Source organism: Idiomarina loihiensis, assembly GCF_024584785.1.
Lineage (GTDB): Bacteria > Pseudomonadota > Gammaproteobacteria > Enterobacterales > Alteromonadaceae > Pseudidiomarina > Pseudidiomarina fusca.
On sequence record NZ_CP074112.1, the window covers coordinates 1114512 to 1139586 of the forward strand.

The window sequence follows — 25075 nt, forward strand, 5'->3', positions numbered from 1 at the left end:
ATCACTCCCTTAGGGTTGCCCCAAATTCAGATGTCAGCATGTCAACCACTGCCGCCACGGCAGCGTTGATTTCTTGTTCTTCGAGCGTGCGCTCAGCGTGCTGTAACGTCATCGATAAAGCTAAACTGCGATGACCTTCGGCAACACCAGCACCTTGGTACACGTCAAACAAGTTTAGGCCAACTAAATGATTTACGCCAATATTTTCAATTGCAGCCAAAATCTCACCGGCGGCAATGCTCTGTTTCACCACAATCGCCAAATCACGACGAATAGATGGGTATTTAGAAACTGCTTGAGCTTCTGGTACCGCACGGTTTACCAAGCCGTCTAGCTCTAGCTCAAATACGTAGGTGCGACCGTTCAAGCCCAGTTTTTTCTCAAACTGCGGATGAATCGCGCCCAAGTAACCGATGCGCTCAGCACCGCGGAACACAGCTGCGGTTTGCCCTGGGTGCAAGGCTGGATGCTGATCTGCCACAAAGCGGAACTCGCCCGCCTCGCCAGTCATGGCTAACAATGCCTCTACATCACCTTTAAGGTCATAAAAATCGACCGCACGCTCCCCATCACTCCAATGCTCTGGATGGGCTTTACCAGCTCGAATACCAGCAATCATCGGCTGTTGGCGAACGCCATTTTCAGCATCCTCAGCAGGAATAAAACGTAACCCAGTTTCACAGAAAGCTAACGATTGTTGCTGACGTTTCTGGTTGTGCGCCACGGCACCTACTAAGCCTGGCCACAAACTCACACGCATCGATGACATCTCTACCGAAATCGGGTGCGGCAGCGTCAACGCAGCCACGTCATCAAATAGCATCGCTTGATGTTTAGGATCAACAAAGCTGTAAGTGATAGCTTCTTGATAGCCACGGTCAATCAAAGTGCGCTTTAATGAAACAGCACTAAGCTTGCCTTCTTGGCGGGCAATCATGCGCAATTGTGCTGCTGGAGCAGCAGCTTGAATGCGATGATAGCCATAGATGCGGGCCACTTCTTCAATCAGATCTTCTTCAATGGCCATATCAAAGCGGAAGGTTGGTACAGTCACCTGCCAAGCATCTGCATCTTCTTCAACAGCAAAACCTAAGCGGGTTAAGATGTCAGTTACTTCTGCTGCAGCAATGCTAATCCCCAACACTTTGGCTAACCGAGCTTTACGTAACACAATCTGTGCTGCTTGCGGCAGATGTTCAGGGCTTACTGCCTCAACAATCGGACCTGCTTCGCCACCGCAAATCTCTATCAACAACGCAGTGGCTCGCTCCATCGCCGTGCGTTGGAGTTCAGGATCAACCCCACGCTCATAACGATGCGATGCATCTGTATGTAAGCCAAACCGACGTGCCCGGCCGGCGATCGCCGCTGGTGCAAAAAACGCACTCTCTAAGAATACATCCGTGGTGGTACTGGTTACACCGCTATCGGCACCACCAAAAATACCTGCCATGGCTAGTGCTTTTGCTTCATCAGCGATAACCAATACGTCATCGGTTAAGGTCACTTGGTTACCATCTAACAAAGTTAGTTGCTCGCCAGTTGCTGCCATTCGTACCTGCACGGCACCTTCTAACTTAGCGTTATCAAAGGCGTGCATCGGATGACCCAGCTCTAACAACACGTAGTTGGTCACGTCCACCACAGGATCAATACTACGCACACCACTGCGGCGCAGACGTTCACGCAACCACAATGGTGACTCGGCTTGCACGTTAAGATCTCGTACAATTCGACCCAAATAACGAGGACAAGCTGCCGGTGCTGCTAAGATTACCGCGCGCTCTTGGTCATGGGTTACCGTAACTGGAGCCATAGCTGGTTCAGTTACTGTTAATCGATTCAACACGCCCACTTCGCGCGCAATACCACGAATGCCTAAGCAATCAGCGCGGTTTGGGGTTAAATCCACATCTAAAGTTACATCATTAAGTTCTAGATAATCGCGATAATCCATGCCTACCGGCGCATCGGCTGGCAATTCAATAATGCCATCGTGATCATCACTTAAACCAAGCTCAGCGTTCGAACATAACATGCCGTGCGAAGGCTGACCGCGTAATTTGGCTTTCTTGATTTTAAAATCACCTGGTAGCACAGCACCCACAGTCGCTACCGCTACTTTCAAACCCAATCGGCAGTTCGGCGCACCACAGACGATATCAACCGGCTCATCAGCACCGATATCAACCTTAGTGACTTGTAATTTATCGGCATCAGGATGCGGACCACAGGCAATAACTTCGCCCACCACGACGGCACTAAAATCTTCCGCTACCGCATCAATACTGTCTACTTCTAGGCCTGCCATGCTTAATTGCTCTGACAACGCCACACTATCTAAGGCCGGGTTAACCCAGCTACGTAACCACTTTTCACTAAATTTCATCTGCGTACCCGGCTTAGTTAAATTGTTTTAAGAAGCGTACGTCATTTTCGAAGAACGCACGTAAATCGTTCACGCCGTAGCGGAGCATAGTTAAACGCTCAACGCCCATACCAAACGCAAACCCGGTGTATTTTTCGCTATCAATGCCAACTGCTTGCAACACACTTGGATGCACCATGCCGCAACCTAGTACTTCTAACCATTGACCATTTTTACGACGCACGTCCACTTCTGCGGACGGCTCGGTAAATGGGAAGTAAGAAGGACGGAAACGTACTTCTAGCTCTTCTTCAAAGAAGTTCACCAAAAAGTCTTCTAGAATGCCTTTAAGCTGGGTAAAACTCACATCCGTATCTACCATCAAGCCTTCAACCTGATGGAACATCGGCGTATGGGTCTGATCGTAGTCATTACGATACACGCGTCCTGGAGAAATAATCCGCAACGGTGGCTGTTCCTGTTCCATGGTGCGGATCTGCACCCCTGAAGTTTGGGTGCGCAACATGGTCTTTGGGGTAAAATAAAAGGTATCGTGGTCGGCTCGAGCTGGGTGATTCGCAGGAATATTGAGCGCATCAAAGTTATGAAAATCATCTTCCACTTCCGGGCCTTCAACCGTACGAAAACCTAAATCACCAAAAAACGCTTCAATTCGTGCAATGGTCTGACTGACCGGATGCATGCCGCCACGCTCAGCACGCCGACCTGGTAAACTAACATCAATCCGTTCAGCCGCTAACTTAGCCGCTAATTCTGCTTGTTTTAGTTCATCGTTACGCGCGTTAATCACAGCTTGCACTTGCTGCTTGGCTTCGTTAATCGCTTGTCCGGCAGCTGGACGCTCTTCAGCACTTAGTTTGCCGAGGCTTTTCAGCTGCTCGGTAAGAGCCCCTTTCTTACCCAAGTAATCAACTCGTACTTGGTCCAATTGTTGCGCGGTAGTGGCCGCCGCAACCGCCGCTTCAGCTGCAGCTACAATGTCAGATAACGCCATGAGTTTCCTCGGTTATGACTAAAACATAAAAGTGAATAGTTAATTGCGCCTATGATAACGAAAAAGCATAAAAAAAGGGAGCTAGAAAGCCCCCTTTTTATGTATTTCAACTAGCTTACAGAGCGCTTTTAGCTTTCTCTACCAGCGCAGCAAAACCAGCTTGGTCATGAACTGCGATGTCGGCCAGGATTTTACGATCGATTTCTACCGATGCTTTTTTCAAGCCATTGATAAAACGGCTGTACGACAAACCACTTTGACGCGCTGCAGCATTGATACGAACGATCCATAATTGACGGAACGTACGTTTCTTAGCTTTGCGGTCACGGTATGCGTATTGACCCGCTTTGATAACGGCTTGCTTCGCTACGCGATAAACGCGTGAACGAGCACCATAATAACCTTTCGCCTGCTTCAGGACTTTCTTGTGACGCGCTCGCGCGATCACACCACGTTTTACTCGTGCCATTTGCTATCTCCTTTCCTTTTACGCGAACGGTAACATGCGCGCGACTAACGCTACATCAGACTCGTGCACCATGCTTTTCGCACGTAAGTGACGTTTCCGCTTTGAGCTTTTCTTAGTCAGAATGTGACGCAAATGTGATTGCTTGCATTTAAAGCCGCCTGAAGCGGTTTTCTTAAAGCGCTTTGAGGCGCCTTTTTTGGATTTCATTTTCGGCATGAAAATTACTCCGCATTGTTAGTTAACAGTGTAACAGGGTGAGTTTGGTGAACTTCAATTGAAGCCCGCCGCCCTACTTGAAAACCACAGCTACTTCTTAGTAGGTGCCAGAACCATAATCATCTGACGACCTTCAGCCCGTCTTGGGAACGACTCGCAAGTTGAGATCTCTTCTAAATCGGTTTTGATCCGGTTTAGTAGGTCAATACCCAACTCTTGGTGCGCCATTTCTCGGCCACGGAAACGAACGGTGACTTTAGTTTTGTCACCTCCCTCCAGAAAACGAGTCAGGTTGCGTAGTTTTACCTGATAATCGCCTTCATCAGTTCCAGGACGGAATTTAACTTCCTTCACCTGAATCTGCTTCTGGTTTTTCTTTTGCTCTTTAGCGTTCTTAGCTTTCTCGTAGACAAACTTCCCGTAATCCATCAAACGACAGACTGGCGGCTCAGCGTTAGGGCTGATTTCAACCAGATCAACGCCCGCTTCTTCAGCTGCATTAATTGCATCCTGAATAGCGACAACACCGATTTGTTCACCTTCAACACCGATTAATCGTACTTCTTTGACACGAATTTCTTCGTTAATCCGATTCTTATCACCAGCTTTCTGAGTTTTTTTTCCGCCTTTAATGGGTCATTCCTCCAATCAATTAACTAATCTTGCGACTACGTACTTCTTCGTTGAGCTCAGCAATAAACTGCTGTAGCCCTTTAATACCGTGGTCTTCACCACGTCGAGTACGTACCGCAACCGCTTGGTTCTCGACTTCTTTATCGCCAACAACCAACAAATATGGAACACGTTTTAAAGTGTGCTCGCGAATTTTAAAGCCTATTTTCTCATTTCTCAAGTCGGCTGTCGCCCTAAATCCGAGTTTATTCAACTCTTTTACGATTTCTTTTGCATAATCAGCCTGATTATCGGTGATATTCATCACCACAACTTGATTTGGTGCCAACCATAATGGGAAGTAACCCGCATATTCTTCAATGATAATTCCCATAAAGCGCTCTAACGAGCCCAAAATGGCACGGTGAATCATCACGGGCGTATGGCGTTCATTATCTTCGCCCACATAAGTAGCACCTAAGCGGCCCGGTAACGCGAAATCTAACTGTACCGTACCACATTGCCATGCCCGACCTAAACAGTCGTGCAGGGTAAATTCAATTTTCGGACCGTAGAAAGCGCCCTCACCCGGCAAGTATTCAAACTCAATGCCGTGATTCTTTAACGCATCGGCCAAGGCTTGTTCAGCATGGTCCCAAGTTGCGTCATCGCCTAGACGATGTTCTGGACGGGTTGACAGTTTCACTACGATATCTTCAAAACCAAAAGTTTTGTAGGTTTCGTAAACCATCTTAATGCAGCCACTAACTTCTTGCTGCACCTGTGCATCCGTACAGAAAATATGCGCATCGTCTTGGGTAAAGCCACGAACGCGCATCAGGCCATGCAAGGCACCTGACGGTTCGTTACGATGGCACGAGCCAAATTCAGCCATCCGCAACGGCAAATCACGGTAAGATTTTAAACCTTGATTAAAAATCTGCACATGCCCCGGACAGTTCATGGGTTTAATAGCATATTCACGGTTTTCTGAAGCCGTAGTAAACATCAGCTCAGAAAACTTTTCCCAGTGCCCTGAACGTTCCCACAGCACTCGGTCCATCATCAATGGGCCTTTTACTTCTTGGTATTTGTACTCGCGTAATTTTTCGCGAATAAAACGTTCAAGTTCTAAGAAAATGGTCCAGCCATTGTGGTGCCAAAACACCATACCTGGCGCTTCTTCTTGCCAGTGAAACAAATCTTGGGTTTTACCAATTTTACGGTGGTCACGCTTTTCTGCTTCTTCTAATCGTTGCAGATAAGCTTTCAACGCTTTTTTATCCGCCCAGGCCGTACCATAAATACGCTGTAGCATCTTGTTATCTGAATTGCCACGCCAGTATGCACCGGCTACCTTCATGATCTTGAAGTGTTGGCAAAAACGCATGTTCGGCACGTGCGGACCACGGCACATGTCGATGTATTCTTCATGGTGATACAAGCCAGGCTGATCATCTTGGCTGATATCATCATCTAAAATCTCAACCTTATAAGGTTCATGACGGCTGACAAAAGTCTCGCGAGCTTCTTGCCAGCTTACCTTTTTCTTCACCACTGAATATTCAGTTTTTGCCAACTCTAGCATGCGTTTTTCTAACGCCTGCAAATCGTCTGCAGTGAGCGTATGCTCCATATCCACATCGTAGTAAAAGCCATTATCAATGACCGGACCAATGGCCATCTTCACATCAGGGAACATCTGCTTTAAGGCATGGCCGAGCAAATGTGCACAAGAGTGACGAATAATATGCACACCATCATCGTCTTTTGGCGTGATGATCTGAACATGGGCGTCTTCAGTAATGAGGTCACACGCGTCGTGCAAATCACCGTTAATTCGTCCAGCTACCGTCGCTTTGGCTAAACCAGGGCCAATATCTTGGGCAACATCAAGAATGGAAACGGGGCCATCAAAGGCGCGTTGACTACCATCAGGAAGGGTTACTACAGGCATGACTGAATCCTTTTTTACAGTGGTGGCACCTACCAAGTGTCACTTGTGATTTTAGAAAGCAGCACTATAGCGTATGATGCCCCTCAAGGAAAGGCCTGCACCGCAATCGCACCTAAAACTTAGCCGTTACCAGAGACAGTAATCATGGAAAACCTCATTGGCCCACTAGCAGCTTTAACCGCAGCCTTATTTTGGACCCTTGCCACCTTACTTTATAGTCAAGCTGGCAGTTATTTGTCGGCCACCCAATTAAACTTGGTCAAAGGCATTGTAGCCTGTCCGCTACTGCTCATCGCCGGCTGGTTTACCGGGCAACTACTCACCTTAGAAGCTAAATCGTTGAGCCATCGACTAAAAAATTTTACGTAGTCAGCAGCAGGAAATTTTCGCAGAATCAGCCATACTAAAGTGACTCAAGTCACTGCAAGGAAGTAAGTATGAACGCTGATAAACTCTACGATGCCGGCCTCCGCTGCCCTCACTGCGGACACCGAATCCACGTTAGTATCGACCCCTCAGAAGGTGCTCAAGACTACCTCGATGAGTGCGCTGCATGCGGTTCAGATATTCATTTGATAGTGAAGATAGATGAGGTAGCGGATAAAATAATTGTCCGCGTGGCCAGCGATGACGAAAATTTCTACTGAGTTTTAATCACTCGCTCGTCAGCTGCCATAGACTAATGCCCGCGCTGCGCTAAAACTCGCTCGACTGTGTTGACAATGGTCATGGTTTGTTGGTCAAACTCAAGGTTAACCTGGTCTGCGTCTGCCAAATTAGTAAGCCGCAAGGTTTCCGGAATTAAATGCAAAGAAAATGTATTGCCTACCACTTGGCCTACGGTCAAGCTTGCACCATTGACACTGATAAAGCCCTTGGGCAAAACGTAAGGCGCAAATTCAGGCGCAAATTCAATCCACAAAGCTAAGTTATCAGGGCTCTGTTGCCGCTCAACAATGCGCCCCACCCCATGAATATGGCCCGAGACGTAATGGCCGCCCATTTCATCGCCCACCTTCAAACTACGCTCAAAGTTAACCTTGTCACCCACGCAGAGTGCGCCTAGATTAGTTAAGCGCAAGGTTTCATCAATGATATCAAAACTTACTGTGGTCTCGGTGAAACTCACCACCGTTAAACAACAACCATTAATCGCAATACTGGCACCTAGTGCCACCTGCTGCAGATACTCAGGGGCTACGCTTAGGGTAAGTTGACGAAAGTTGTCACGGTCCTGTAATTTGGCCACTTGCGCTTGGGTTTGTACTATTCCGGTGAACATAAGAGGTCTCGTTTTGCTGAATCTCAGGTAAAATATTGTAACCACAATAATGATGAAGTGCCACGTAAAGTACGAGTACCACTGAGCGCAGATCACCAACAAACAGGAACCCTATGACTCAGCCGCAGCATCCTAACCAACGTTGCTTAACCTGCCGCTATCGCACATGGGCGTGGCTAACAACGTTGCTGCTACTGACAGCCTGTAACCCGGCACCCGTTGGATTAGAGCAAGTAGCTGATTACCGGCAGCGGGTCGCTAATACCCTCAAGAGCCCATTACCAGCACCCGTGCTAGCAGCGCCCACCTGGCAACTGCCGCCCTTGCGCGAGCTTCGCATCGAAGTACCAAGCCAGAGTCTGTCGTTGCTGGATGCGATACGTTTAGATCAATGCCAAGCGGGCAGTCTAATCGCTGAGCGCAACAGCAGTTTAGGCAAATTACAACAGGGCTTAGTGCGCTACTATCATGATTATCAGCTGCTGCAAGCGCTTTATATCTGTGCCGCTCAGCTAGAACAACAAGGTCAGCTTGAATTAGCGCAAAAGGTGAGCGACCTAAGCCGCAACAAAGCTGCCAATATGACCCAACTCAAGCTCCAAGCCTTGGTAAGTGACCCTAGTATACGGCAAAGTTTACGCCTAGCAGATCGTCCTTTAGCCAAGGTCGACCCTGCCCAACTCGCGCCGCTTTTAACCGCCTTACAACAAGTCTACCTACTGTTAAATGCGCCCTTACCAGCGCCCAATGCGGCATTCAATCAAGAGCAGCAAAGCGAGTTATCGATAGCCCCGGTGGCGCTGGACGAGCTAGAGCAGGCATTGCAGCTCCTCGAACAGTCCCCTTACTTAAGCCAACTGTGGCGCGCTTTGTATGATCAGCAACAATACCTGCAGCAGCTAACGCCATTAGTACAAGACTTGAGTGCCGCAGCCGGTTGCCTAAGTGCCGGCACCCCCAGTCGGGCCCTAGTATTACGCAATGTTTTTGTGCAATATTTCAGTGGCCCTGTGCAGCAGCATTTTGCCGGCCTAATTCGCCAAGCTCAGCAAGTAGCTCCGCTATTAACCCTATTGGCCTCACCCGAGGCACCGCAAGCGTGGTTAACCCACCTGCGACAAATCAACGCATTACCTGATCAACTCACCGATACCACCCGTAATCATGTGCGTTATTGGCAACAGTTCTTCAGTGATTGTGGTTTTACCCCGGGGGCATAACTCAAGTAAAACACTTGGCAGCCATGACAAATTAGAGTATTTTATGAGAACGATTCTCATTAAGCATTTGGCTTAAGTTGTCACTCAGTCTACCCAGGAGCTTATTCATGACCCTTTTTAAACAATTAACCAGCGCCTCTATTGCCGTTATCCTTGCCAGCGGCGTAGCTTTTGCACCAGCTAGCCAAGCTAGCGATGACCGTCCCGACCACTTTAAAGGCAAGCCATCAGAAAACCTTGAGCAAGCCTTAGATAACTTGCGCGAATACAATAAAAAATTAGCCGAAGTACTTAACGGTGAGTTAACGCCTCAAAAAATGGGTGAAATTCATCAATTAACCTACACCCTCGAAGTTGCACTGCAATGTCTAGAGACCGAAGTTGATGATTTACAAGACGTGCTAGAGGAAGTTCACAAAGGCTCAGAGCACATGGACTTTGACAAAGTGAAGAAAAACGGTAAACAATACCTGCAAACTTCAGGAAAAATAGTGGACTAACATGAGCTTTACCAGTACCAGTAATTATATTGTTGCCGATGATCTCGGCCTAGCCGTAAACGCCGCAGTAACTTTAGAAAAACCGCTCTTACTCAAAGGCGAACCTGGCACTGGTAAAACCCGACTGGCGGAAGAATTAGCCGCCAGTTTGGGCGTACCACTGATTCGTTGGCAAATAAAATCCACCACCAAAGCTCAGCAAGGTCTGTACGAATACGATGCTGTATCGCGCTTGCGTGATAGTCAGTTGGGCAGCGACAAAGTGCACGATATTGCCAATTACATTAAACCGGGCAAACTCTGGCAGGCTTTTAGCGCCACCACCCGACCGGTATTGTTGATCGATGAAATCGACAAGGCGGACATCGAGTTTCCCAACGATCTCTTACATGAACTGGATCAAATGGAGTTTCATGTGTATGAGACGGGCGAGCAAATCAGAGCTCAACAGCGCCCTATTGTTATCATCACCTCCAACAACGAAAAAGAACTGCCAGATGCCTTTCTGCGACGCTGTTTTTTTCACTACATCAAATTTCCGGATGCAGACACCTTAGCGAAAATCGTGCAGGTTCACTTTCCAGACATTCGACAACAGTTGTTGAGTACCGCACTCGAGGTTTTCTTTGACTTGCGCCAAGTGCCAAATCTGAAGAAAAAGCCATCCACGTCGGAACTAATCGACTGGCTAAAACTCTTGCTCGCGGAACAAATCCAGCCCGCGGACTTACAACAGAATACCGGCCTGATGCCGCTGTTCGGTGCCTTGTTAAAAAACGAGCAAGATGTGCAACTGGTTGAGAAACTCGCCTTTATGGCGCGTCGCCAGCGCTAATGCTAATAGAGTTTTTTTACTGCCTGCGTAAACATGGGCTTAGCACCAGTATTACCGAGCTATTAGATCTATTGGCTGCGTTAGAGCGCGGTGTGATCTTTGCTAACGTCGATGACTTTTATACGCTAGCAAGGCTGGTGCTCGTTAAAGACGAGAGTCTGTACGATAAGTTTGACCAAGCCTTCGCCGAATATTTTACCGGCGTTGAGCAGGTTGATCTTGCTGCTAGCATTCCGCCTGAATGGCTAGAGCAGGCTTTGCAGCGCCAGCTCAGTGACGAAGATAAAGCTAAACTTCAAGCTTTGGGCGGCCTAGATGAACTCCTTAAAACCTTCCGCGAGCGCTTAGCCGAACAACAAAAGCACCATGCTGGTGGCAACAAATGGATTGGCACCGGTGGCACCTCACCGTTTGGCGCATACGGCTATAACCCTGAAGGTATTCGTGTCGGCCAAGACCGCAGCAATGCACGACGCGCAGTCAAAGTGTGGGATCAGCGCGAATTTAAAGATCTCGATGGTGGCCAACAACTCACCCAGCGCCATCTGCAGCTCGCCCTGCGCAAATTACGCAAGTTTGCTCGCTCCGGCGCAGCCACTGAACTAGACCTTAACAACACCATTCGAGCCACCTCGCAAAAAGGCGGATTACTTGATTTGCAATGGCAGGCGGAACGTCACAACGCCATCAAAGTGTTGATCTTGTTTGATGTCGGTGGCTCTATGGATGACTATATCTATGAATGTGAACAGCTTTTTAGCGCTGCCCGCAGTGAGTTTAAACACCTCGAATTTTATTATTTTCATAACTGCGTGTATGAGCATGTGTGGCAACATAACAGCCGCCGTTTTACCGAAAAAACGCCCACGAAAGAGCTTATCAATAAATACGGCCGCGACTACAAGCTGATTTTTGTCGGCGACGCCACCATGGGGCCCTACGAGATCGCTTATCCGGGGGGGAGTGTCGAGCACTGGAACGAAGAGCCTGGTTCAGTTTGGATGCAAAGATTACTGGGGCAGTACCAGCATGCGGTTTGGCTTAATCCCCAGCCACAACAGCACTGGCATTATTACGCGTCTATCGACATGATGAACGAACTCATGGGGCACCGTATGTTTCCACTCACCTTAGATGGCTTAACCACAGCCATGAGCAGGTTGCTACAAAAAGGCTAAAAAACCCCATAAAAAAACCGCTCATAGCCAAAGCTACAAGCGGTTTTAACTCACTTAATGACGGGTATTACCGCTGCACTCCATCCATAGAGTCTCGCACAGGTGCTTGTTGCGCCTGCTCTGGCTGCCATTGCGGCTGCCGTAATTGCTGTAACAACTCAGCTGAATCTGGATGCTCAACGCGACCACTCGCAATCGACGGATCCACCACTTCACTATAGCGGTCAACCACCCGCACATGGTCAATCACCCAACCACGGAAGCCATTGTATAAATGGTCTATCGTTGCGAACTGGAAGCGGATCTGAATCTGCGAACCTACGTACGCCGATAAGTCTAACAGTTCGTTGGTCCACACCGGTTTACGATTGTAGCCCGCTGATGAGAACGGCTTAGCAGCGCGTTGCGTATCATTCGGATCAACATACGGATTTAACGTACGCACCGTGACAAAATTATCACCGTTCATCGACACCTGAATCCGTAGCAAATCAAAACCGCTACTATTAGGATTCACTGACTCGATTTCCCACCAGCTTTGTAGATCTAGCATCGGCTGGTTGGTATTACTCAAGTCAATCACTGGTGAAGTTAGCATACCCATATTACTTGACGTAGAGCGACCACCACTTAACAGCGTATCTGAACTAGCTTGTTCACCAATAAAGGTACCTGTATCGGCTTTGCCGTACCACCACACGTAATCGCCATCATAAGCCTGTGGCAGATATGCATGGTCAGCAACTTCATCTGGAGCAAACAGCACATACCCTTCATCAACCAACAGGTTGTACAAGCTATTACCCGTCATTGATTCCAAGTGCCACATACCTACTGCAGACCATTCGCCGGGGCCATTTTCAAAGCTATCTGCAAAAATAACTTCTTCAGATTCTTCCAGCTCGTTCAAACGGAAGTTTTCTACCCGATCTAAGCCTGCCAATACGATCACTTCGTCACGTACCGCAGTGGTATGCATCGATGCTGTCGCTTCCATGGTAAAGCTCTCAATCGGTTGGCCAGTGCTCGATACTTTGGAGATGTTAGAAATCACATACTCACCGGCACTATTGGTTACCGCCGAAGCAAAGTAGCCATTAGTGAGCTCACCACCAGAGATACGTACTGACGCGCCTGCTACCGGCTCATCATTTTGATTCACCACACGGCCGCTAATAGAGCCCACCGAACCGGCATCTAGTGTCGTCATATTGAGGTAAATCGTTTGCGGCTCATCAGTCGTTACGGTAAAGCTCACCGCGCTGCTCTGATAATCCGTTGCCTCGGCATAAACCGAATAGCTACCCGGCTTCAACCATGCTGGAGTAATACCACTTTCAGGCGAATAACCGGTAAAGCTATACAATTGACCAGCTTCGTTAGCTATTTGCAACTCAGCACCACCAATGGCGTTCAGGCTGACCGTATCACGAGTATTGATGAATACTTGCGCTAGGCTAAAGGTATAGCTACGGCTCGCATTCACGATGGTATCGCTTTGCGGATCATACAAATCAACGTTAACCGTTAACCGATGCTCCTGCGCATCTCCATCAAACATTCCCGCAAAAATACCCACATCACCGGTACCTGAATCCGTCACAGACCAGTTTTGCTCAGCAGATAAGCTCTCTAACTGCCAATCAAAAGACTGCACCGCTAAGTTGTTATCAATGCTAGTCATAATAAACTGCACTTGATTCATAAACGGATTCACCATGTAGTGGCTAATAGTCACTTTACTGTTGATGATGTCTTGCGCCATCGCCACCGCGTTAGCCACATTCAATACCGGAATCGGGCTAGGTAATTCAACCGTTTCTGGCACGCCATTACAGCTCGCAGCATTGGCATGACGCTGAGTAACATAAGTATCAGCACTGTCGACCAAGATCTGCTTCACTTCAGTTGGGGTAAAGCCCGGATACATGCTGTAAATTAACGAAGCAGCACCAGCCACTACTGGCGACGCAGCCGAGGTACCATTAAAGCCGCCGCTGTAACAACTGCCATAACTATCGTCTTCGCTGGCATAGTATTCAGACACACCCGCGTTAACTGCACCTACCCCAAGATACTCACTAGGAGCTGCAATATCTACGCTGGTGCCATAGTTACTGTAAGGCAACAACAAGCCGTCGCTGCCGTGAGCCGCAACCACCATGATATTACTCAAAGGCGAGTAGCTGCCGTTGTTATTTAAATGCAAGGCACCATTTTGATAAGTTGCTGAGCGCCCGTCATTACCGGCAGCCCATACGTGCAATACATCTTGATGAGCTAAGGCTAATTGGCGATAACTACGGCTGAAGTAAATACCCATGCTTATCGAGCTGGAGTTATTCCCCATCGGACCCCATGAGTTATTCACCACCTTAATTTTACGAAGATCATTGGCATCATCTTGCGCCAAAGCTTCAGCGTACGACTGCACGCCCCAGCGCGCTAACACTGCTTGCGAACTGTGATTGATACCAGTAACACCCACGCCATTGTTGCTAGCCCCGACAATCGCACCAGCGGTGCCGTTGCCATGCGCTGACTGGCTCGCCGTCAACAAGTGGCTATAACGACCTTGCAGCTCTTCATGCTCGGCATAAAACCCACCATCAACCACAGCAATTTGCACGTTTTCGTTACCGGTAACCGTATTCCAAGCCTCGACAAAGTTTGCCCCTTGCTCGGTTTCTAGGTGCCAGTTACTGCCGCCATCAGCCCAAGTGTCACCATCATCAGGTAATGCGGTACTGAAGCTGATTTCAGCATTCACACCCACATGCACACGCTGATTGACAGATGCGATATTCGGCTGCAACTTAAGCATTTCTAACTGCTCGCGTACCAAAATAGAATCCGCATCGTACTGCACCAATAGGCCCTGCGTTGCATCATAAGCAACCGGGTTAAGGGTGCTGTAATCGCTGGTAATAAGCGCGGTAAGCTCAGCTTCCGTGAGCGTATCACTCACCACCCACGATTGGTTCAGTACCACCGCCACCACTTCATCTAATGCTGTGGTGCCATCGTAGTTTTCTAACGCGGCGGGGTCTGGTGCCGGCACACTAGAAGTCAGTACCGCCATCGACTGCATGCTATCACCACTGTGCGAGGTAGCCACTACATCATACAAGCCTACATCATCGACATTGAATTCAATGGCTGCGTTGTCGTTGATAGCAGTAAAATCAACCGCGCTTGCATCAGCACGCTTAGTTACCTGCCAGTTGATAGAACGCAGATCTTCGCTGCTGTCTAAATAGACGGTTACTGTGCTACCTACGGCACGAGCATCGCCAGCAAACATAGCGACACCAGTAAGTTCCGGATACACCGGATACAGCGTAACTGTCACTTCATCCGTAGCAGTTTTGCCTTCGTTATCCGTAACTGTTAACCGAAATACCAACGTAGTGACCTCGGTCACGTCAGGGGCATCAAACTCAAGGGTTGGGCTAGCGGGATCAAGAATCACCACCTCAGGACCACTTATCTGCTCCCATAACCAGCTCACAATCTCCATATCGTCTGAGCCAGTCCCTTCAATACTGACCCGATCACCGGCATTCGCGTCGGTGTCATCACCTGCATCACACTGCGGTGCTTCGTTAAACTGTAATTGCGCTTGTACCACACACGCAGCGGTAATCGGCCCGGTAGTATAAGTGTCATCAGCAAAACTACCTTCACAGCCCTCGGTGGTTAAAATACGATAATCTACCGGGTCCCAGGTCAGCACAAATGAGGTGCTATCACCGTGTTCAACAATCGCTTCGGTTGGTGACCAACTACCGCCCTCAGTTACATCTGTGGTAACTGTGTACGTCTTTTTAATAAAACTTGCGGTGACGGTACAGTCTTCAGTAATTGCACCGGTGGTGTAAGTCGTACCAGCTAAATCACCGCCACATCCGGTTACGCCATCAATGTCATAACCCGTATCAGCAGTCACCTCAATCGATGCTTGCTCGCCAGACTCTACTTCTTGTTCGGTTGGCGCCACGCTTCCTCCCTCACCGGCTTCAGCAGTTACCGTGTAACTTGCTGGCGGTGGCGGCGGAGGTGGTGGCGGAGTAATAGGCTCAGGATCATCAGAGCCACCACATGCAGTAAGCACGGTAGCTGCTGCAACCCCGGTTAAAATCAGTTTAAGGGAACGAGCTAAACCGCCCATTCGATAGGTACTTCTATCCATAGTTATTATCCCTGTACTGGTGTTGTTAAAACTCATTGCAGCTGAGTGCGCACCTCAGTGAGTGATTTAACCCATAGGTCTGTACGCATTTGGCTACAGATAAAGTGAGTGAAATATAGACGCAAATGTTATCACTTTCAACATTTTTTCAACTAACTTTTAATAGCGTAAAGAGATAAATGCTATATCTGGCTGATTTTCAGACACAATCGCTTTGCAAATAAACCTTGATCTAAAAAATGAATCATGATTCACTTCTTGTATTGAGTGACACGGTCGTACACCCGAGCAACTACGAACAAATAACGAGCAACAAACAACGAGCAACCACTATGGCCTACCGCGAAACCAGTAAAATACGTGAACGCAAACAAGCAACCCACAGCACCATCGTAAGCCATGCACTAGCAATGCTTAACGAAGTGGGCTTCAGCGGATTGCAAATGGCCGCATTAGCCAATCGGTGTGGCTTAGCTACCGGTACCTTGTATCGTTACTTTCCCTCAAAAGAAGATCTCTGCACGGTGCTCTTTGCCCATGCTACCGATATCGAAATCGCTCAAGTGGAACAACACCTTAGCAGCACCACAGATACTGCCAGTGAACGCATAGCTGCTGCCCTAAGCACTTTTGCTAAACGTGCCTTACGTGCACCTATCACCGCCTGGGCCCTTATCGCTGAACCGGTAGCTCCAGCAGTGATTGCAGCACGTTTACATTACCGTGAACGCTACGCTCAACTCTTTGCCAACGCCATCGAGCAAGGCGTAGCTACGGGCGAACTCCCTGCGCAAGACAGCAGCTTGAGTAGTCGAGCGTTGGTAGGAGCTATAGCTGAAGCTTTAATTGGGCCGCTGGCCAAAACCGAACAACTTGATGCTCATGCCGCGGTGCAAACCAGCGTTGCTTTTTGTATGCAGGCCATCAGCGCCCGCCCATGGCCGTCAGCCCATCTCGCATCATCAATAACTCATAAATAACGATCAACACAGGACAACCATCATGCCAGCCGAACGCGACCCTACTTATCTAAGCAATACCCACCAAGTAGAAAACCAACCCCCAGCTTTAGAAGACTATAATCTTTATGCAGAAGATAGCGCCCTTCAAGAAGCAGTTAACCGCGAAGGCGGCGCGTGGGCGCAACAAGACTTAGCCCGGTTTGGTGCAGAGTGCGGTCTGCCCGAACGCATTGCATTGGGCTTTCACGCCAATGCAAATAAGCCACAACTACTTACCCACGACCGCTTTGGCCACCGTATCGATCACATCGATTTTCATCCTAGCTATCACCAGTTGATGGACATTGCTATCAGCGAAGGCTTACATGCAAGCCCATGGACTGACCCGAAGCCTGGTGCCCACGTCGCCCGAGCCGCCAAGTATTATTTGCACACCCAAGTGGAAGCTGCCCACGGTTGCCCGATAACCATGACCTTTGCCGCCCTACCAGCCTTGCGCCATCAACCCAACTTGTTTGCGCAATTCGCACCCAAAATTACCAGCAGCATCTACGACGGCCGAAACCTACCTGATGGGCAAAAATTGGGCCTAACCATCGGCATGGCGATGACCGAAAAACAAGGTGGTTCTGACGTACGTAGCAACAGCACCCAAGCCTATGCGGTAGGTACGGAAGGTGCCGGCGAAGCCTATGAACTGGTGGGCCATAAGTGGTTTGTATCTGCTCCTATGAGTGATGCCTTCTTAGTCCTTGCGCAAACGCCAGCCGGCCTGTCCTGCTTTTTAGTGCCCCGTTGGCGCCCTGATGGCAGTAAAAACGCGCTGCAGATCCAGCAACTGAAAAACAAAATGGGCAATATTGCCAACGCTTCCAGCGAGTGTGAGCTGCGCGGTGCACTTGGCTGGATGGTAGGTGAGCCGGGCCGCGGCGTGCCCACTATCATCGAGATGGTGGCCATGACTCGTTACGATTGCATGATTGGTTCTAGTTCTGGAATGCGTCAAGCAACCGTACAAGCCATTCATCATGCCCGTCATCGCCAAGCCTTTGGTGCCCTCCTCTGTGATCAACCCTTAATGCAGAATGTGTTAGCCGATTTAGCTCTAGAAAGCGAAGCTGCGATGACACTTACCCTGCGCATGGCTCGCTCCATGGACCAACAAGATCAAGAACACGAGCGGCTGTTGGCCCGTATTGCTACTCCCATAGGTAAGTATTGGATTTGTAAACGCACCCCTAATCATGCTTACGAAGCCATGGAGGTTATCGGTGGTATGGGCGTTATGGAAAACACCATCATGCCGCGCTTGTATCGAGAGGCCCCGGTTAACGCCATTTGGGAGGGCAGCGGAAACGTGCAATGTCTGGATATTCTGCGCGCCATAGCAAAAGAACCACAAGTACTCGAGGCCTATTTTAACGAACTGCAGCGAGCGAGCGGCTGTGACCGACGCTTTGATGAATTTGTCGCTGAACTACAACGCAATTTCAAACAAACGCCGCAACAGCAATGGCCCTACCATGCACGTTACTTTGCCGACCACATGGCGCTTGCCTTGCAGGCGGCCCTGCTCTTACAACACGCCCCCAATACCCTAGCTGATGCTTTTATCGCTGCACGTCTGGTTGCCCGCAGTCATGCCAATTACGGCTGTCTGCCCAGTGGGCTCGATCTTAACTCAATCATTAACCGCGCGTTTTAAGGAGCCTGCGATGATTATCCCAGCTTACGTAGCACGTAACGCCCGTAAATACCCAAACCAAGAAGCCGTGATTGATGGCCAACTTCGAGCAACATGGCAGCAACTCGATAACGATGTGGATCGCTGTGCACGCTACTTAGTTTGTCAGCACCAAATTAGCGCAGGCGACCGGGTCTGTTTGGTGTTACCCAATACCTACACTTTTGTGGTGGCGTATTTTGCCATCCAACGTATCGGTGCCATCGTCGCTCCGATTAACGTTAAACTCACCGCCAGTGAGCTTAACTACATCTTCACCGATGCAGATGCCCGTTTAGTGATCACCTGTGATTTAACCAGCACCCATGCACTAGCAGCCTGCCGCGACTTAGGTATAAACAGCCTGGTGATTAACCAAATGCCCGAATTTCTTGCCAGCCAGCCAATCGCCCACACCTTGCCGCCAGGGCCATCAGATAGCGCCCAAGACCCATTACAACCGTTGGCAACAGACGCTGTATTAACCGCCGCAACCTTGCTCTACACCTCAGGTACCACTGGCCGCCCCAAAGGGGTCTTGTTTCATCATCAAGCGTTACTCTTTGTTGGCATGATGTTCGCCACAGAAATGCATTACGGCCCCGATAGTCGGCTGTTATCGCTGATGCCATTTACTCATTCGGCACCGCTAAACCTAACCTTAGTAGGCGGTACCATCATGGGCAGCACCCATGTTATCGCACCAACTTTTACTCCTGAACTGCTCCTTCAGCTAGTAGCACAAGAACGCACCACCCATTTCTTTGGCGCACCCGTGGCCTACCTGATGACGGCACAGCACCCTGCTATTAAAACAGCTGACTTAACCAGCATGAGTCACTGGATTTATGGTGGCGGCCCGTTAGCCGCAGAACATGCAAAACAAGTACAAGAAGCCTTTGGTAGCGATCAATTTTATTGCGTTTACGGCCTAACCGAGGCCGGTCCAACTGGCAGTTTTTTACGCCCAGAAGAGCATGCCAGCAAAGCTGGATCTGTTGGCAGGCGTGCCGCCGCCTTTACCGAGATGAGAATTATCAACAGCGATGGCAAGATCGCAGCAGTGAACGAACCGGGCGAAATTCACATTGGCGGAGAAGGCCTGATGCAAGAATATTGGCGTAATCCCAGCGCCACCGCAGAGGTCTTCACCAGCGACGGTTGGATCCGAACTGGAGATATAGGTATTCGTGACCAAGACGGCTATTTCTGGGTTAAAGATCGCATCAAAGATCTGATTATCTGTGGCGGTGTAAATGTCTATCCGCGCGAGGTTGAAGACGCTCTAGCCCGGCACCCTGCGGTGCTAGAAGCCGCGGTTATTGGTATTCCGCACCCGCAGTGGGGCGAAACCGTAAAAGCCTGCGTGGTACTGAAAGCTAACGCCACTGAAGCTGACTTGCGTGCACACATGAGCAACTGCCTCGCCGATTATAAATGTCCCCGCATTTACGCCGTCATGGATGAACTCCCCCACAACGCGAACGGTAAGGTGTTGAAGCATCAATTAAGATAAGCTTATTTTGGTCTGGCGCTTGTTACTTCGCTGCCGTGCGCAAGGACAAGTGCCAGCCCCAGAACCACCTATATGTGCCAGCTAAAGCGTAGACACCCCGGAAAAATTCTCCTACCATGCCCCTCATCGCAATACCTAATAAAAACAACTAAGGAACCTAGCAGTGTCTTCACAACCAACAACCTCCAGCGATAAAGGCTTCATCGCTTTTGTTGAACGAGCTGGTAAACGCATCCCCGATCCCGTTATCATCTTCATTTACTTTCTAATCGGCGCGCTGGTGTTAACCTGGGCCATCGGTGGCTTAACCTTCACAACCTACGGTGGCGATGGGCAACCCATAGCCTATGAAATCAAAAACATGCTGGCCAGCGACAATGTGGTATGGCTGTTTGATAATGCGTTATTAACTAACTGGTTAGGTTTTGGTGGCGGCGTGCTTGGCGTTATCTTAATCGTCATGCTAGGGGTAGGCATTGCAGAACACTCTGGATTATTTGGCGCCATCTTAAAGAAAGTATCGCGCGGCTTACCCATTAATTGGTTACCCTTATTCCTCGTCTTTATTGGCATCATGAGCTCCATTGCTACCGATGCCGGTTACTTGATCTTGATCCCGCTGGCCGGGCTACTTTATGCAGGCTTAAACAAAAACCCGCTGATCGGCATGGCCGCAGCTTTTGCCGGAGTTTCCGCCGGCTTTAGTGCCAATTTAATTCCCGCAACCCCGATTGATGTCATTATTGGGGTCAACGCTCAAGTTTTTGCCGAAGCTCAGGGGATTCCTTTCACCAATCAAGCCGGAGAACCTTTAACGCCAGCCACCATGAATTACTACTTCATTTTGGCTTCAACTTTCGTGTTAGGTGCGGTAGGGGCTTGGGTGACGCTAAAATTTGTGCAGCCACGACTCGAGCAAAAGCCCTATACCATCCCAGCTGAATTAGAGCTCGGCGATTTTGATGTCACTGCGCAAGAACAAAAAGGTTTACGTGCCGCAGGCATTGCTCTAGTGGTAGCGTTACTGGCTGTTTATGGCTTAGCAGTGGGCCCCCTGGCACCCTATCAAAACGCCGAGGGCGCAACCATTACTCCCTACCTGAATAACGTGATCCTGCTTATTACTTTCGTCTTTACCGCCGTGGGTGTTGCTTTTGGTGTGGCAAGCGGACGTTTTACCTCGATGCAAGATGTCGTGAAAGCCATGGTGAAACAGATGGACACCATGGGCTACATCTTGGTACTTACTTTCTTTTGCTATAACTTTCTGGGCGTACTGAGTTACAGCGGACTTGGTGCCTACATCACCTACTTAGGCGCAACCCTGCTCACCAACTTAGGGCTACAAAGCTTTCCGGTATTATTATTGATTGGCTTTATCCTAGTTACCGCCATCATTAATATTTTCGTCGGCGGGCTCACCTCTAAATGGATGCTGTTAGGCCCAATATTTATTCCGATGCTGTACTTGGTTAATAGCGAAATGACACCCGATTTAGTCGCCGCAGCCTTCCGAGTGGCGGATTCATCAACCAATATCATCACCCCGATGATGAGTTACGCCGGTATTATCTTAGCCTTTATGCGCAAATATAATCCGCAACTCACCTTCGGCGAAATGATTGCCATGATGGTGCCCTATTCACTGGCCTTTATGCTGGTATGGACCGCGCTGTTAGTCGCGTTTTTCAGCTTTGGCATCCCGCTTGGGTTCTAATCAAACTTGAACAAAGGTGGCGTGCCGGTTAATTTAACTCACCGCGCGCCACCGTGAATATCTCACGTAATTGTGGCGCCTGCACCATCAAGCTGGCTAGCGAATATTGTTCAAGGTACTGGTAAAACAACTCTTTTCCACGTGCCACTATACCTTTTAGCTCACAAGCAGGCATCGCCACGCAGTAGGGATTTTCGCATTCAATCCACTTCTCATCACCCTCAAGCTGCCTTATCACAAAAGCCAACGAGATCTGCTCTGGCGCCTGCGCCAACAAAAACCCACCATTTTTGCCACGACGAGTTTCGATTAACTTTAGCCGTCCTAAATGATGCACCACCTTATTCACATGATTAGCTGACAAATCGAACGTAGCACAAATCTCTTTTATCGTTGCCAACTTAGCCCCCTCGCCCAACTGCTCGTAGCTGGCCAAGTACATCAAGATGCGCAAACCGTAATCCGTATATTTTTTTAATTGCATAAGACCGCCGTAAAGGTGCATTTACAAAGCAGATATTAACCCAAAGCTTGATCCACATCAAACATGCATGCATAATGCATCTTATTAAACATGCGTTGAAGATGATTATTATGATCTACAGCAACCAAGGTGCCCTATGACTACCATTGATACTCGTTTCAGTAGCGCCGCTGCTACCGCTGTTGCAGCACACCAAGCACATCAGGCTAATCGCCCCAGCCCCGCTCAACAGCAAACAGCCCAGCGCCTCCTAACGGGTGCCAACTACGCCATGCTTATCTTTTTGGGAGCATTCTTAGTAGTAGCCTATCTTGCTTGGGGTCTCGAAGCCGAGTTCCCACTAATGACAGTGGCTGTGTTGCATTTTTTACAGATATTTCTAGCTGGTTTGTTCAAACTAAGCTACGTGGTACGCTTAATCGCTCAGCACCTCCTCGGTCAGCAACTGCGCTAGCATATATGGTGGTATGGACAGCTTAGTTGGTTAGCTTGTTCAGCTTCGGAATACCGCTAGGTTTCTAGAATAGGTCGAAACTTACGCGATCGAGCAACGACAGGGCAGAAACCACTTGCACCGTCGTGTGGCAGAATGACTAATATAGCCCCCGTTCACAATCGTGAACGCCTCAGAATGTGCGTCCGTAGCTCAGTTGGTTAGAGCACTACCTTGACATGGATGAAGATGAACAACACTTTTATAATTTTATCTGTCACACCGAGATGCAACAGCTTTCAGACATCCTCTATCAGAACGGACCAATCCCGGATAATTTCCGTGACTTAAAACACCTGATATTTGAGCGTACGTTGCTCCGAAAGTAACAGCAGACTGAGCAGCCTCAAACAGCAGAGCTGATCACACCCGGCCAGCAGAACAGATCAGTCTGTCCAGCCCCACCAGTTAGTGGCGCTGGCACAGATTGCACAACCTGCTGCTAGCAAGTGCGTAGTTCTACTGGGTTTGGTTGCGCACTTGATAGCTTTTTCTAGGGAAATTGTTAAAAAAACAAAATACAACTCCATCCTGAAAGGACTGAAGTTGTGATGATGGGTAGAAGGTTGGCTCAGGATCCTAAAGAGATCCTGAGTCTTATTTTAGGTATTGTTAAGTAGATTCATCATCATGAACATAAATTGCCCATAATGGCTTATGAGGAGAAGATCTTATCCAGCCAAGCTCCCTAATTACTCTGCTAGCCATTTTTCTCATCTTCGCCCATTGAACACTGCTCGATACCGATTCATTGGTCCACAGCTCAGCATTCTCTTGACCGCTAATAGATAGCATATAGTCATCAAGTTCTTTGATGGCGCTTCTTGCACTATCAGACAGCTCATCCAAATCAGTATCCTCTAAGGCTTCTTCCCAGCTTAATGCTAACTCGTCAGCCGCGTTAGCAAAATCAGGAAACAATCCAAGTTGAACTTTTGCAGGTTGAGCTAATGCTAATAGTGCCCATTCAAATTGTTCGCTAACCATTAATTAACTCCACTTACTATTGTGCCTTTTTGGTTAGGGTCGGCACGGAATGTTGCAGGATTAACAACCCAGACTCTACCTTGAGTACTGGTCGATATTTTGTAATAAGCGCCACCATGTCTGCCGCCACCTGCATGAACTTGAATTTGTGTAACTTGCTTATGTCCGCCTACTTTGATGATTGTTGCGTTACCAGACCCCCTTGTCGATTGTCTTACTGCAACTTGATAACCTTCAGCGGTCAATATGGCAGCTATTTGTTCTGCATTTCGCCCCCATAACAGCTTGGGTTGGGCAACCATATTCCCAGATAGCCCTCCTGACGGTAACCGCATTGAAGCTGAGGAACTAGCACGTAGAGGGGTATTTGCAAGTAAAACTGAACCTACTTTCCTAAAGTCATTTGCCACACCTTGTGCGACTTCGTTATCTACATCAACCCATTGCCCCATCCTACCTAGAAAGCCAGAATCTTGATGTAGAAACCTTTCAGTCCAATCAGCAATGCCATTTGCCATGTCAGGTATTAGATTACCAATGGCAGCGGCTGCACCATTAGCAATCGTAGAGGCTGTATCTGAGTATATTTGATTGTAATTGGTACTATTATTACCTTTTGCAGTTGTTGATGGTGTGCCTATATCGGCTGTTGCAGACATATTGCCTATCTGAATATTAACCGTACCATTACCATTGCCTGTCATGGTGCCGACTTTCACATCGCGTTTTATGCGGGAACCTGTGACAGATTGCTTTTGTGTTACATCGGCTGTTTCGCCTTTACCCAGATCTTCTGCAACGTCTTGGCACCCTGCGGCATCATCTACACTACAACTTGCATATCCCGTCGGATCTGTCCCACTTAACGGGTTATTCATAATATACGAATAGGGGTTAATACTTTGGCTATTCGTGGGGCTTTGAATAAATGGATCAACCGACATAAACCGGCCAAGGTTATAATCGTACACCCGCCCGTTCATATGAATGAGCTCAACGTCATCCAAATGCAGGTGGTCGGTAAAGCCGCGGCGAGTGATGCCGATATTGCTGATACCCGCATAATCGGCAAAGTTCTTCAGGCGTGGCCGTGCTCCGGGCTCCATCAAGGTGCCGTCAATCATTCGCGGTTTACCAAAGGCGTCATAGTGCCGGCGCCCGACGACCTGCCCATTCTCGTCACTGAAGGTCAAGCTCGTGCCCAGACGGTCCTTATGGTGGTAGCGGATGCGATGCCCATCGTCATTGCTGTAGCTGATAATGGCCATGGCGCTTAAATAGACCTTCCAGCTCCCATCCGGGCTGGCTTCATAGGCGTGGTCGACTTCATAGGTGGTCACCCCATCTCG

Annotated in this window: 22 protein-coding genes; 11 read left to right on the forward strand and 11 right to left on the reverse strand. The window is 48.8% G+C overall.

Annotated elements, in window-relative coordinates:
- Position 1: 1 nt before the first annotated feature.
- The 6 genes from pheT to thrS all read right to left on the reverse strand — a co-directional run bounded on the left by pheT (position 2) and on the right by thrS (position 6637).
- Complete coding sequence (gene pheT / locus KGF88_RS05275; protein WP_153825505.1) at positions 2-2389, reverse strand: phenylalanine--tRNA ligase subunit beta; 2388 nt, start codon at positions 2387-2389, stop codon at positions 2-4.
- Positions 2390-2402: 13 nt separating this feature from the next.
- A complete protein-coding gene (gene pheS / locus KGF88_RS05280) occupies positions 2403-3383 on the reverse strand; it encodes a phenylalanine--tRNA ligase subunit alpha (protein ID WP_110074960.1) in 981 nt (326 codons plus the stop codon).
- Positions 3384-3498: 115 nt separating this feature from the next.
- Complete coding sequence (rplT, locus tag KGF88_RS05285) at positions 3499-3852, reverse strand: 50S ribosomal protein L20 (protein WP_110074959.1); 354 nt, start codon at positions 3850-3852, stop codon at positions 3499-3501.
- 18 nt (positions 3853-3870) lie between these two features.
- Positions 3871-4068 carry a 50S ribosomal protein L35 gene (rpmI, locus tag KGF88_RS05290; protein ID WP_110074958.1) on the reverse strand — a complete coding sequence of 66 codons (198 nt, stop codon included), beginning with the start codon at positions 4066-4068 and terminating at the stop codon, positions 3871-3873.
- Positions 4069-4158: 90 nt separating this feature from the next.
- Positions 4159-4701 carry a translation initiation factor IF-3 gene (gene infC, locus KGF88_RS05295; protein WP_110074957.1) on the reverse strand — a complete coding sequence of 181 codons (543 nt, stop codon included), beginning with the start codon at positions 4699-4701 and terminating at the stop codon, positions 4159-4161.
- Positions 4702-4720: 19 nt separating this feature from the next.
- Entirely contained in the window at positions 4721-6637 is a 1917-nt protein-coding gene (gene thrS, locus KGF88_RS05300; RefSeq protein ID WP_153825504.1) for a threonine--tRNA ligase, read from the reverse strand.
- Between the two features lie 144 nt (positions 6638-6781).
- On the opposite strand from thrS, the gene KGF88_RS05305 reads away from it, so the two are divergent.
- Positions 6782-7006: a hypothetical protein gene (locus tag KGF88_RS05305; protein WP_257119970.1), complete on the forward strand. Its 225-nt coding sequence runs from the start codon at positions 6782-6784 to the stop codon at positions 7004-7006.
- A gap of 68 nt (positions 7007-7074) precedes the next feature.
- Positions 7075-7284 carry a CPXCG motif-containing cysteine-rich protein gene (locus tag KGF88_RS05310; RefSeq protein ID WP_110076893.1) on the forward strand — a complete coding sequence of 70 codons (210 nt, stop codon included), beginning with the start codon at positions 7075-7077 and terminating at the stop codon, positions 7282-7284.
- A gap of 32 nt (positions 7285-7316) precedes the next feature.
- Here KGF88_RS05310 and KGF88_RS05315 read toward each other — a convergent pair whose 3' ends face one another.
- Positions 7317-7919, reverse strand: coding sequence for a riboflavin synthase subunit alpha (locus KGF88_RS05315; RefSeq protein ID WP_110076894.1), 603 nt, complete (start codon positions 7917-7919; stop codon positions 7317-7319).
- Between the two features lie 113 nt (positions 7920-8032).
- On the opposite strand from KGF88_RS05315, the gene KGF88_RS05320 reads away from it, so the two are divergent.
- The 4 genes from KGF88_RS05320 (at position 8033) to KGF88_RS05335 (ending at position 11652) form a co-directional block, all read left to right on the forward strand.
- Positions 8033-9139 carry a DUF3080 family protein gene (locus tag KGF88_RS05320; RefSeq protein ID WP_153825503.1) on the forward strand — a complete coding sequence of 369 codons (1107 nt, stop codon included), beginning with the start codon at positions 8033-8035 and terminating at the stop codon, positions 9137-9139.
- Positions 9140-9246: 107 nt separating this feature from the next.
- Complete coding sequence (locus KGF88_RS05325) at positions 9247-9639, forward strand: DUF6746 family protein (protein ID WP_153825502.1); 393 nt, start codon at positions 9247-9249, stop codon at positions 9637-9639.
- A 1-nt stretch (position 9640) separates the two neighbouring features.
- Positions 9641-10474, forward strand: coding sequence for an AAA family ATPase (locus KGF88_RS05330; RefSeq protein ID WP_110076897.1), 834 nt, complete (start codon positions 9641-9643; stop codon positions 10472-10474).
- Positions 10474-11652: a vWA domain-containing protein gene (locus KGF88_RS05335; protein ID WP_153825501.1), complete on the forward strand. Its 1179-nt coding sequence runs from the start codon at positions 10474-10476 to the stop codon at positions 11650-11652. Before KGF88_RS05330 ends, KGF88_RS05335 begins: the two co-directional genes overlap by 1 nt.
- A 67-nt stretch (positions 11653-11719) precedes the next feature.
- Here the strand turns inward: KGF88_RS05335 and KGF88_RS05340 are convergent, their stop codons facing one another.
- The gene (locus KGF88_RS05340; protein WP_162014625.1) at positions 11720-15844 is read right to left on the reverse strand and encodes a S8 family serine peptidase; all 4125 of its coding nucleotides are present in this window, start codon (positions 15842-15844) and stop codon (positions 11720-11722) included.
- Positions 15845-16083: 239 nt separating this feature from the next.
- Between KGF88_RS05340 and KGF88_RS05345 the strand changes: the two genes are divergently transcribed.
- The 4 genes from KGF88_RS05345 (at position 16084) to KGF88_RS05360 (ending at position 21762) form a co-directional block, all read left to right on the forward strand.
- On the forward strand, positions 16084-16824 hold the full coding sequence (locus tag KGF88_RS05345; protein ID WP_202912524.1) for a TetR/AcrR family transcriptional regulator: 741 nt from the start codon (positions 16084-16086) through the stop codon (positions 16822-16824).
- 22 nt (positions 16825-16846) lie between these two features.
- Entirely contained in the window at positions 16847-18511 is a 1665-nt protein-coding gene (locus KGF88_RS05350) for an isovaleryl-CoA dehydrogenase (RefSeq protein ID WP_153825499.1), read from the forward strand.
- 10 nt (positions 18512-18521) lie between these two features.
- The gene (locus KGF88_RS05355; protein WP_153825498.1) at positions 18522-20045 is read left to right on the forward strand and encodes a class I adenylate-forming enzyme family protein; all 1524 of its coding nucleotides are present in this window, start codon (positions 18522-18524) and stop codon (positions 20043-20045) included.
- A gap of 163 nt (positions 20046-20208) precedes the next feature.
- Positions 20209-21762 (forward strand): AbgT family transporter, encoded by a 1554-nt coding sequence (locus KGF88_RS05360; protein WP_162014626.1) that lies wholly within the window; start codon positions 20209-20211, stop codon positions 21760-21762.
- A gap of 28 nt (positions 21763-21790) precedes the next feature.
- Here KGF88_RS05360 and KGF88_RS05365 read toward each other — a convergent pair whose 3' ends face one another.
- Positions 21791-22246: an RrF2 family transcriptional regulator gene (locus KGF88_RS05365; protein ID WP_153825497.1), complete on the reverse strand. Its 456-nt coding sequence runs from the start codon at positions 22244-22246 to the stop codon at positions 21791-21793.
- 136 nt (positions 22247-22382) lie between these two features.
- Between KGF88_RS05365 and KGF88_RS05370 the strand changes: the two genes are divergently transcribed.
- The gene (locus tag KGF88_RS05370) at positions 22383-22700 is read left to right on the forward strand and encodes a hypothetical protein (RefSeq protein ID WP_110076905.1); all 318 of its coding nucleotides are present in this window, start codon (positions 22383-22385) and stop codon (positions 22698-22700) included.
- Positions 22701-23351: 651 nt separating this feature from the next.
- Here KGF88_RS05370 and KGF88_RS05375 read toward each other — a convergent pair.
- On the reverse strand, positions 23352-23726 hold the full coding sequence (locus tag KGF88_RS05375) for a hypothetical protein (RefSeq protein ID WP_110076906.1): 375 nt from the start codon (positions 23724-23726) through the stop codon (positions 23352-23354).
- A complete protein-coding gene (locus KGF88_RS05380) occupies positions 23726-25066 on the reverse strand; it encodes an RHS repeat domain-containing protein (protein ID WP_257119971.1) in 1341 nt (446 codons plus the stop codon). The genes KGF88_RS05375 and KGF88_RS05380 overlap by 1 nt, the downstream gene beginning before the upstream one ends.
- Positions 25067-25075: the final 9 nt, after the last annotated feature.

Excerpts from the sequence above, each read along its gene's own strand:
- pheT (WP_153825505.1), bottom strand. The coding sequence starts at position 2,389 with ATGAAATTTAGTGAAAAGTGGTTACGTAGCTGGGTTAACCCGGCCTTA.
- pheS (WP_110074960.1), bottom strand. The coding sequence starts at position 3,383 with ATGGCGTTATCTGACATTGTAGCTGCAGCTGAAGCGGCGGTTGCGGCG.
- rplT (WP_110074959.1), bottom strand. The coding sequence starts at position 3,852 with ATGGCACGAGTAAAACGTGGTGTGATCGCGCGAGCGCGTCACAAGAAA.
- rpmI (WP_110074958.1), bottom strand. The coding sequence starts at position 4,068 with ATGCCGAAAATGAAATCCAAAAAAGGCGCCTCAAAGCGCTTTAAGAAA.
- thrS (WP_153825504.1), bottom strand. The coding sequence starts at position 6,637 with ATGCCTGTAGTAACCCTTCCTGATGGTAGTCAACGCGCCTTTGATGGC.
- KGF88_RS05305 (WP_257119970.1), top strand. The coding sequence starts at position 6,782 with ATGGAAAACCTCATTGGCCCACTAGCAGCTTTAACCGCAGCCTTATTT.
- KGF88_RS05310 (WP_110076893.1), top strand. The coding sequence starts at position 7,075 with ATGAACGCTGATAAACTCTACGATGCCGGCCTCCGCTGCCCTCACTGC.
- KGF88_RS05315 (WP_110076894.1), bottom strand. The coding sequence starts at position 7,919 with ATGTTCACCGGAATAGTACAAACCCAAGCGCAAGTGGCCAAATTACAG.
- KGF88_RS05320 (WP_153825503.1), top strand. The coding sequence starts at position 8,033 with ATGACTCAGCCGCAGCATCCTAACCAACGTTGCTTAACCTGCCGCTAT.
- KGF88_RS05325 (WP_153825502.1), top strand. The coding sequence starts at position 9,247 with ATGACCCTTTTTAAACAATTAACCAGCGCCTCTATTGCCGTTATCCTT.
- KGF88_RS05330 (WP_110076897.1), top strand. The coding sequence starts at position 9,641 with ATGAGCTTTACCAGTACCAGTAATTATATTGTTGCCGATGATCTCGGC.
- KGF88_RS05335 (WP_153825501.1), top strand. The coding sequence starts at position 10,474 with ATGCTAATAGAGTTTTTTTACTGCCTGCGTAAACATGGGCTTAGCACC.
- KGF88_RS05340 (WP_162014625.1), bottom strand. The coding sequence starts at position 15,844 with ATGGATAGAAGTACCTATCGAATGGGCGGTTTAGCTCGTTCCCTTAAA.
- KGF88_RS05345 (WP_202912524.1), top strand. The coding sequence starts at position 16,084 with ATGAATCATGATTCACTTCTTGTATTGAGTGACACGGTCGTACACCCG.
- KGF88_RS05350 (WP_153825499.1), top strand. The coding sequence starts at position 16,847 with ATGCCAGCCGAACGCGACCCTACTTATCTAAGCAATACCCACCAAGTA.
- KGF88_RS05355 (WP_153825498.1), top strand. The coding sequence starts at position 18,522 with ATGATTATCCCAGCTTACGTAGCACGTAACGCCCGTAAATACCCAAAC.
- KGF88_RS05365 (WP_153825497.1), bottom strand. The coding sequence starts at position 22,246 with ATGCAATTAAAAAAATATACGGATTACGGTTTGCGCATCTTGATGTAC.
- KGF88_RS05370 (WP_110076905.1), top strand. The coding sequence starts at position 22,383 with ATGACTACCATTGATACTCGTTTCAGTAGCGCCGCTGCTACCGCTGTT.
- KGF88_RS05375 (WP_110076906.1), bottom strand. The coding sequence starts at position 23,726 with ATGGTTAGCGAACAATTTGAATGGGCACTATTAGCATTAGCTCAACCT.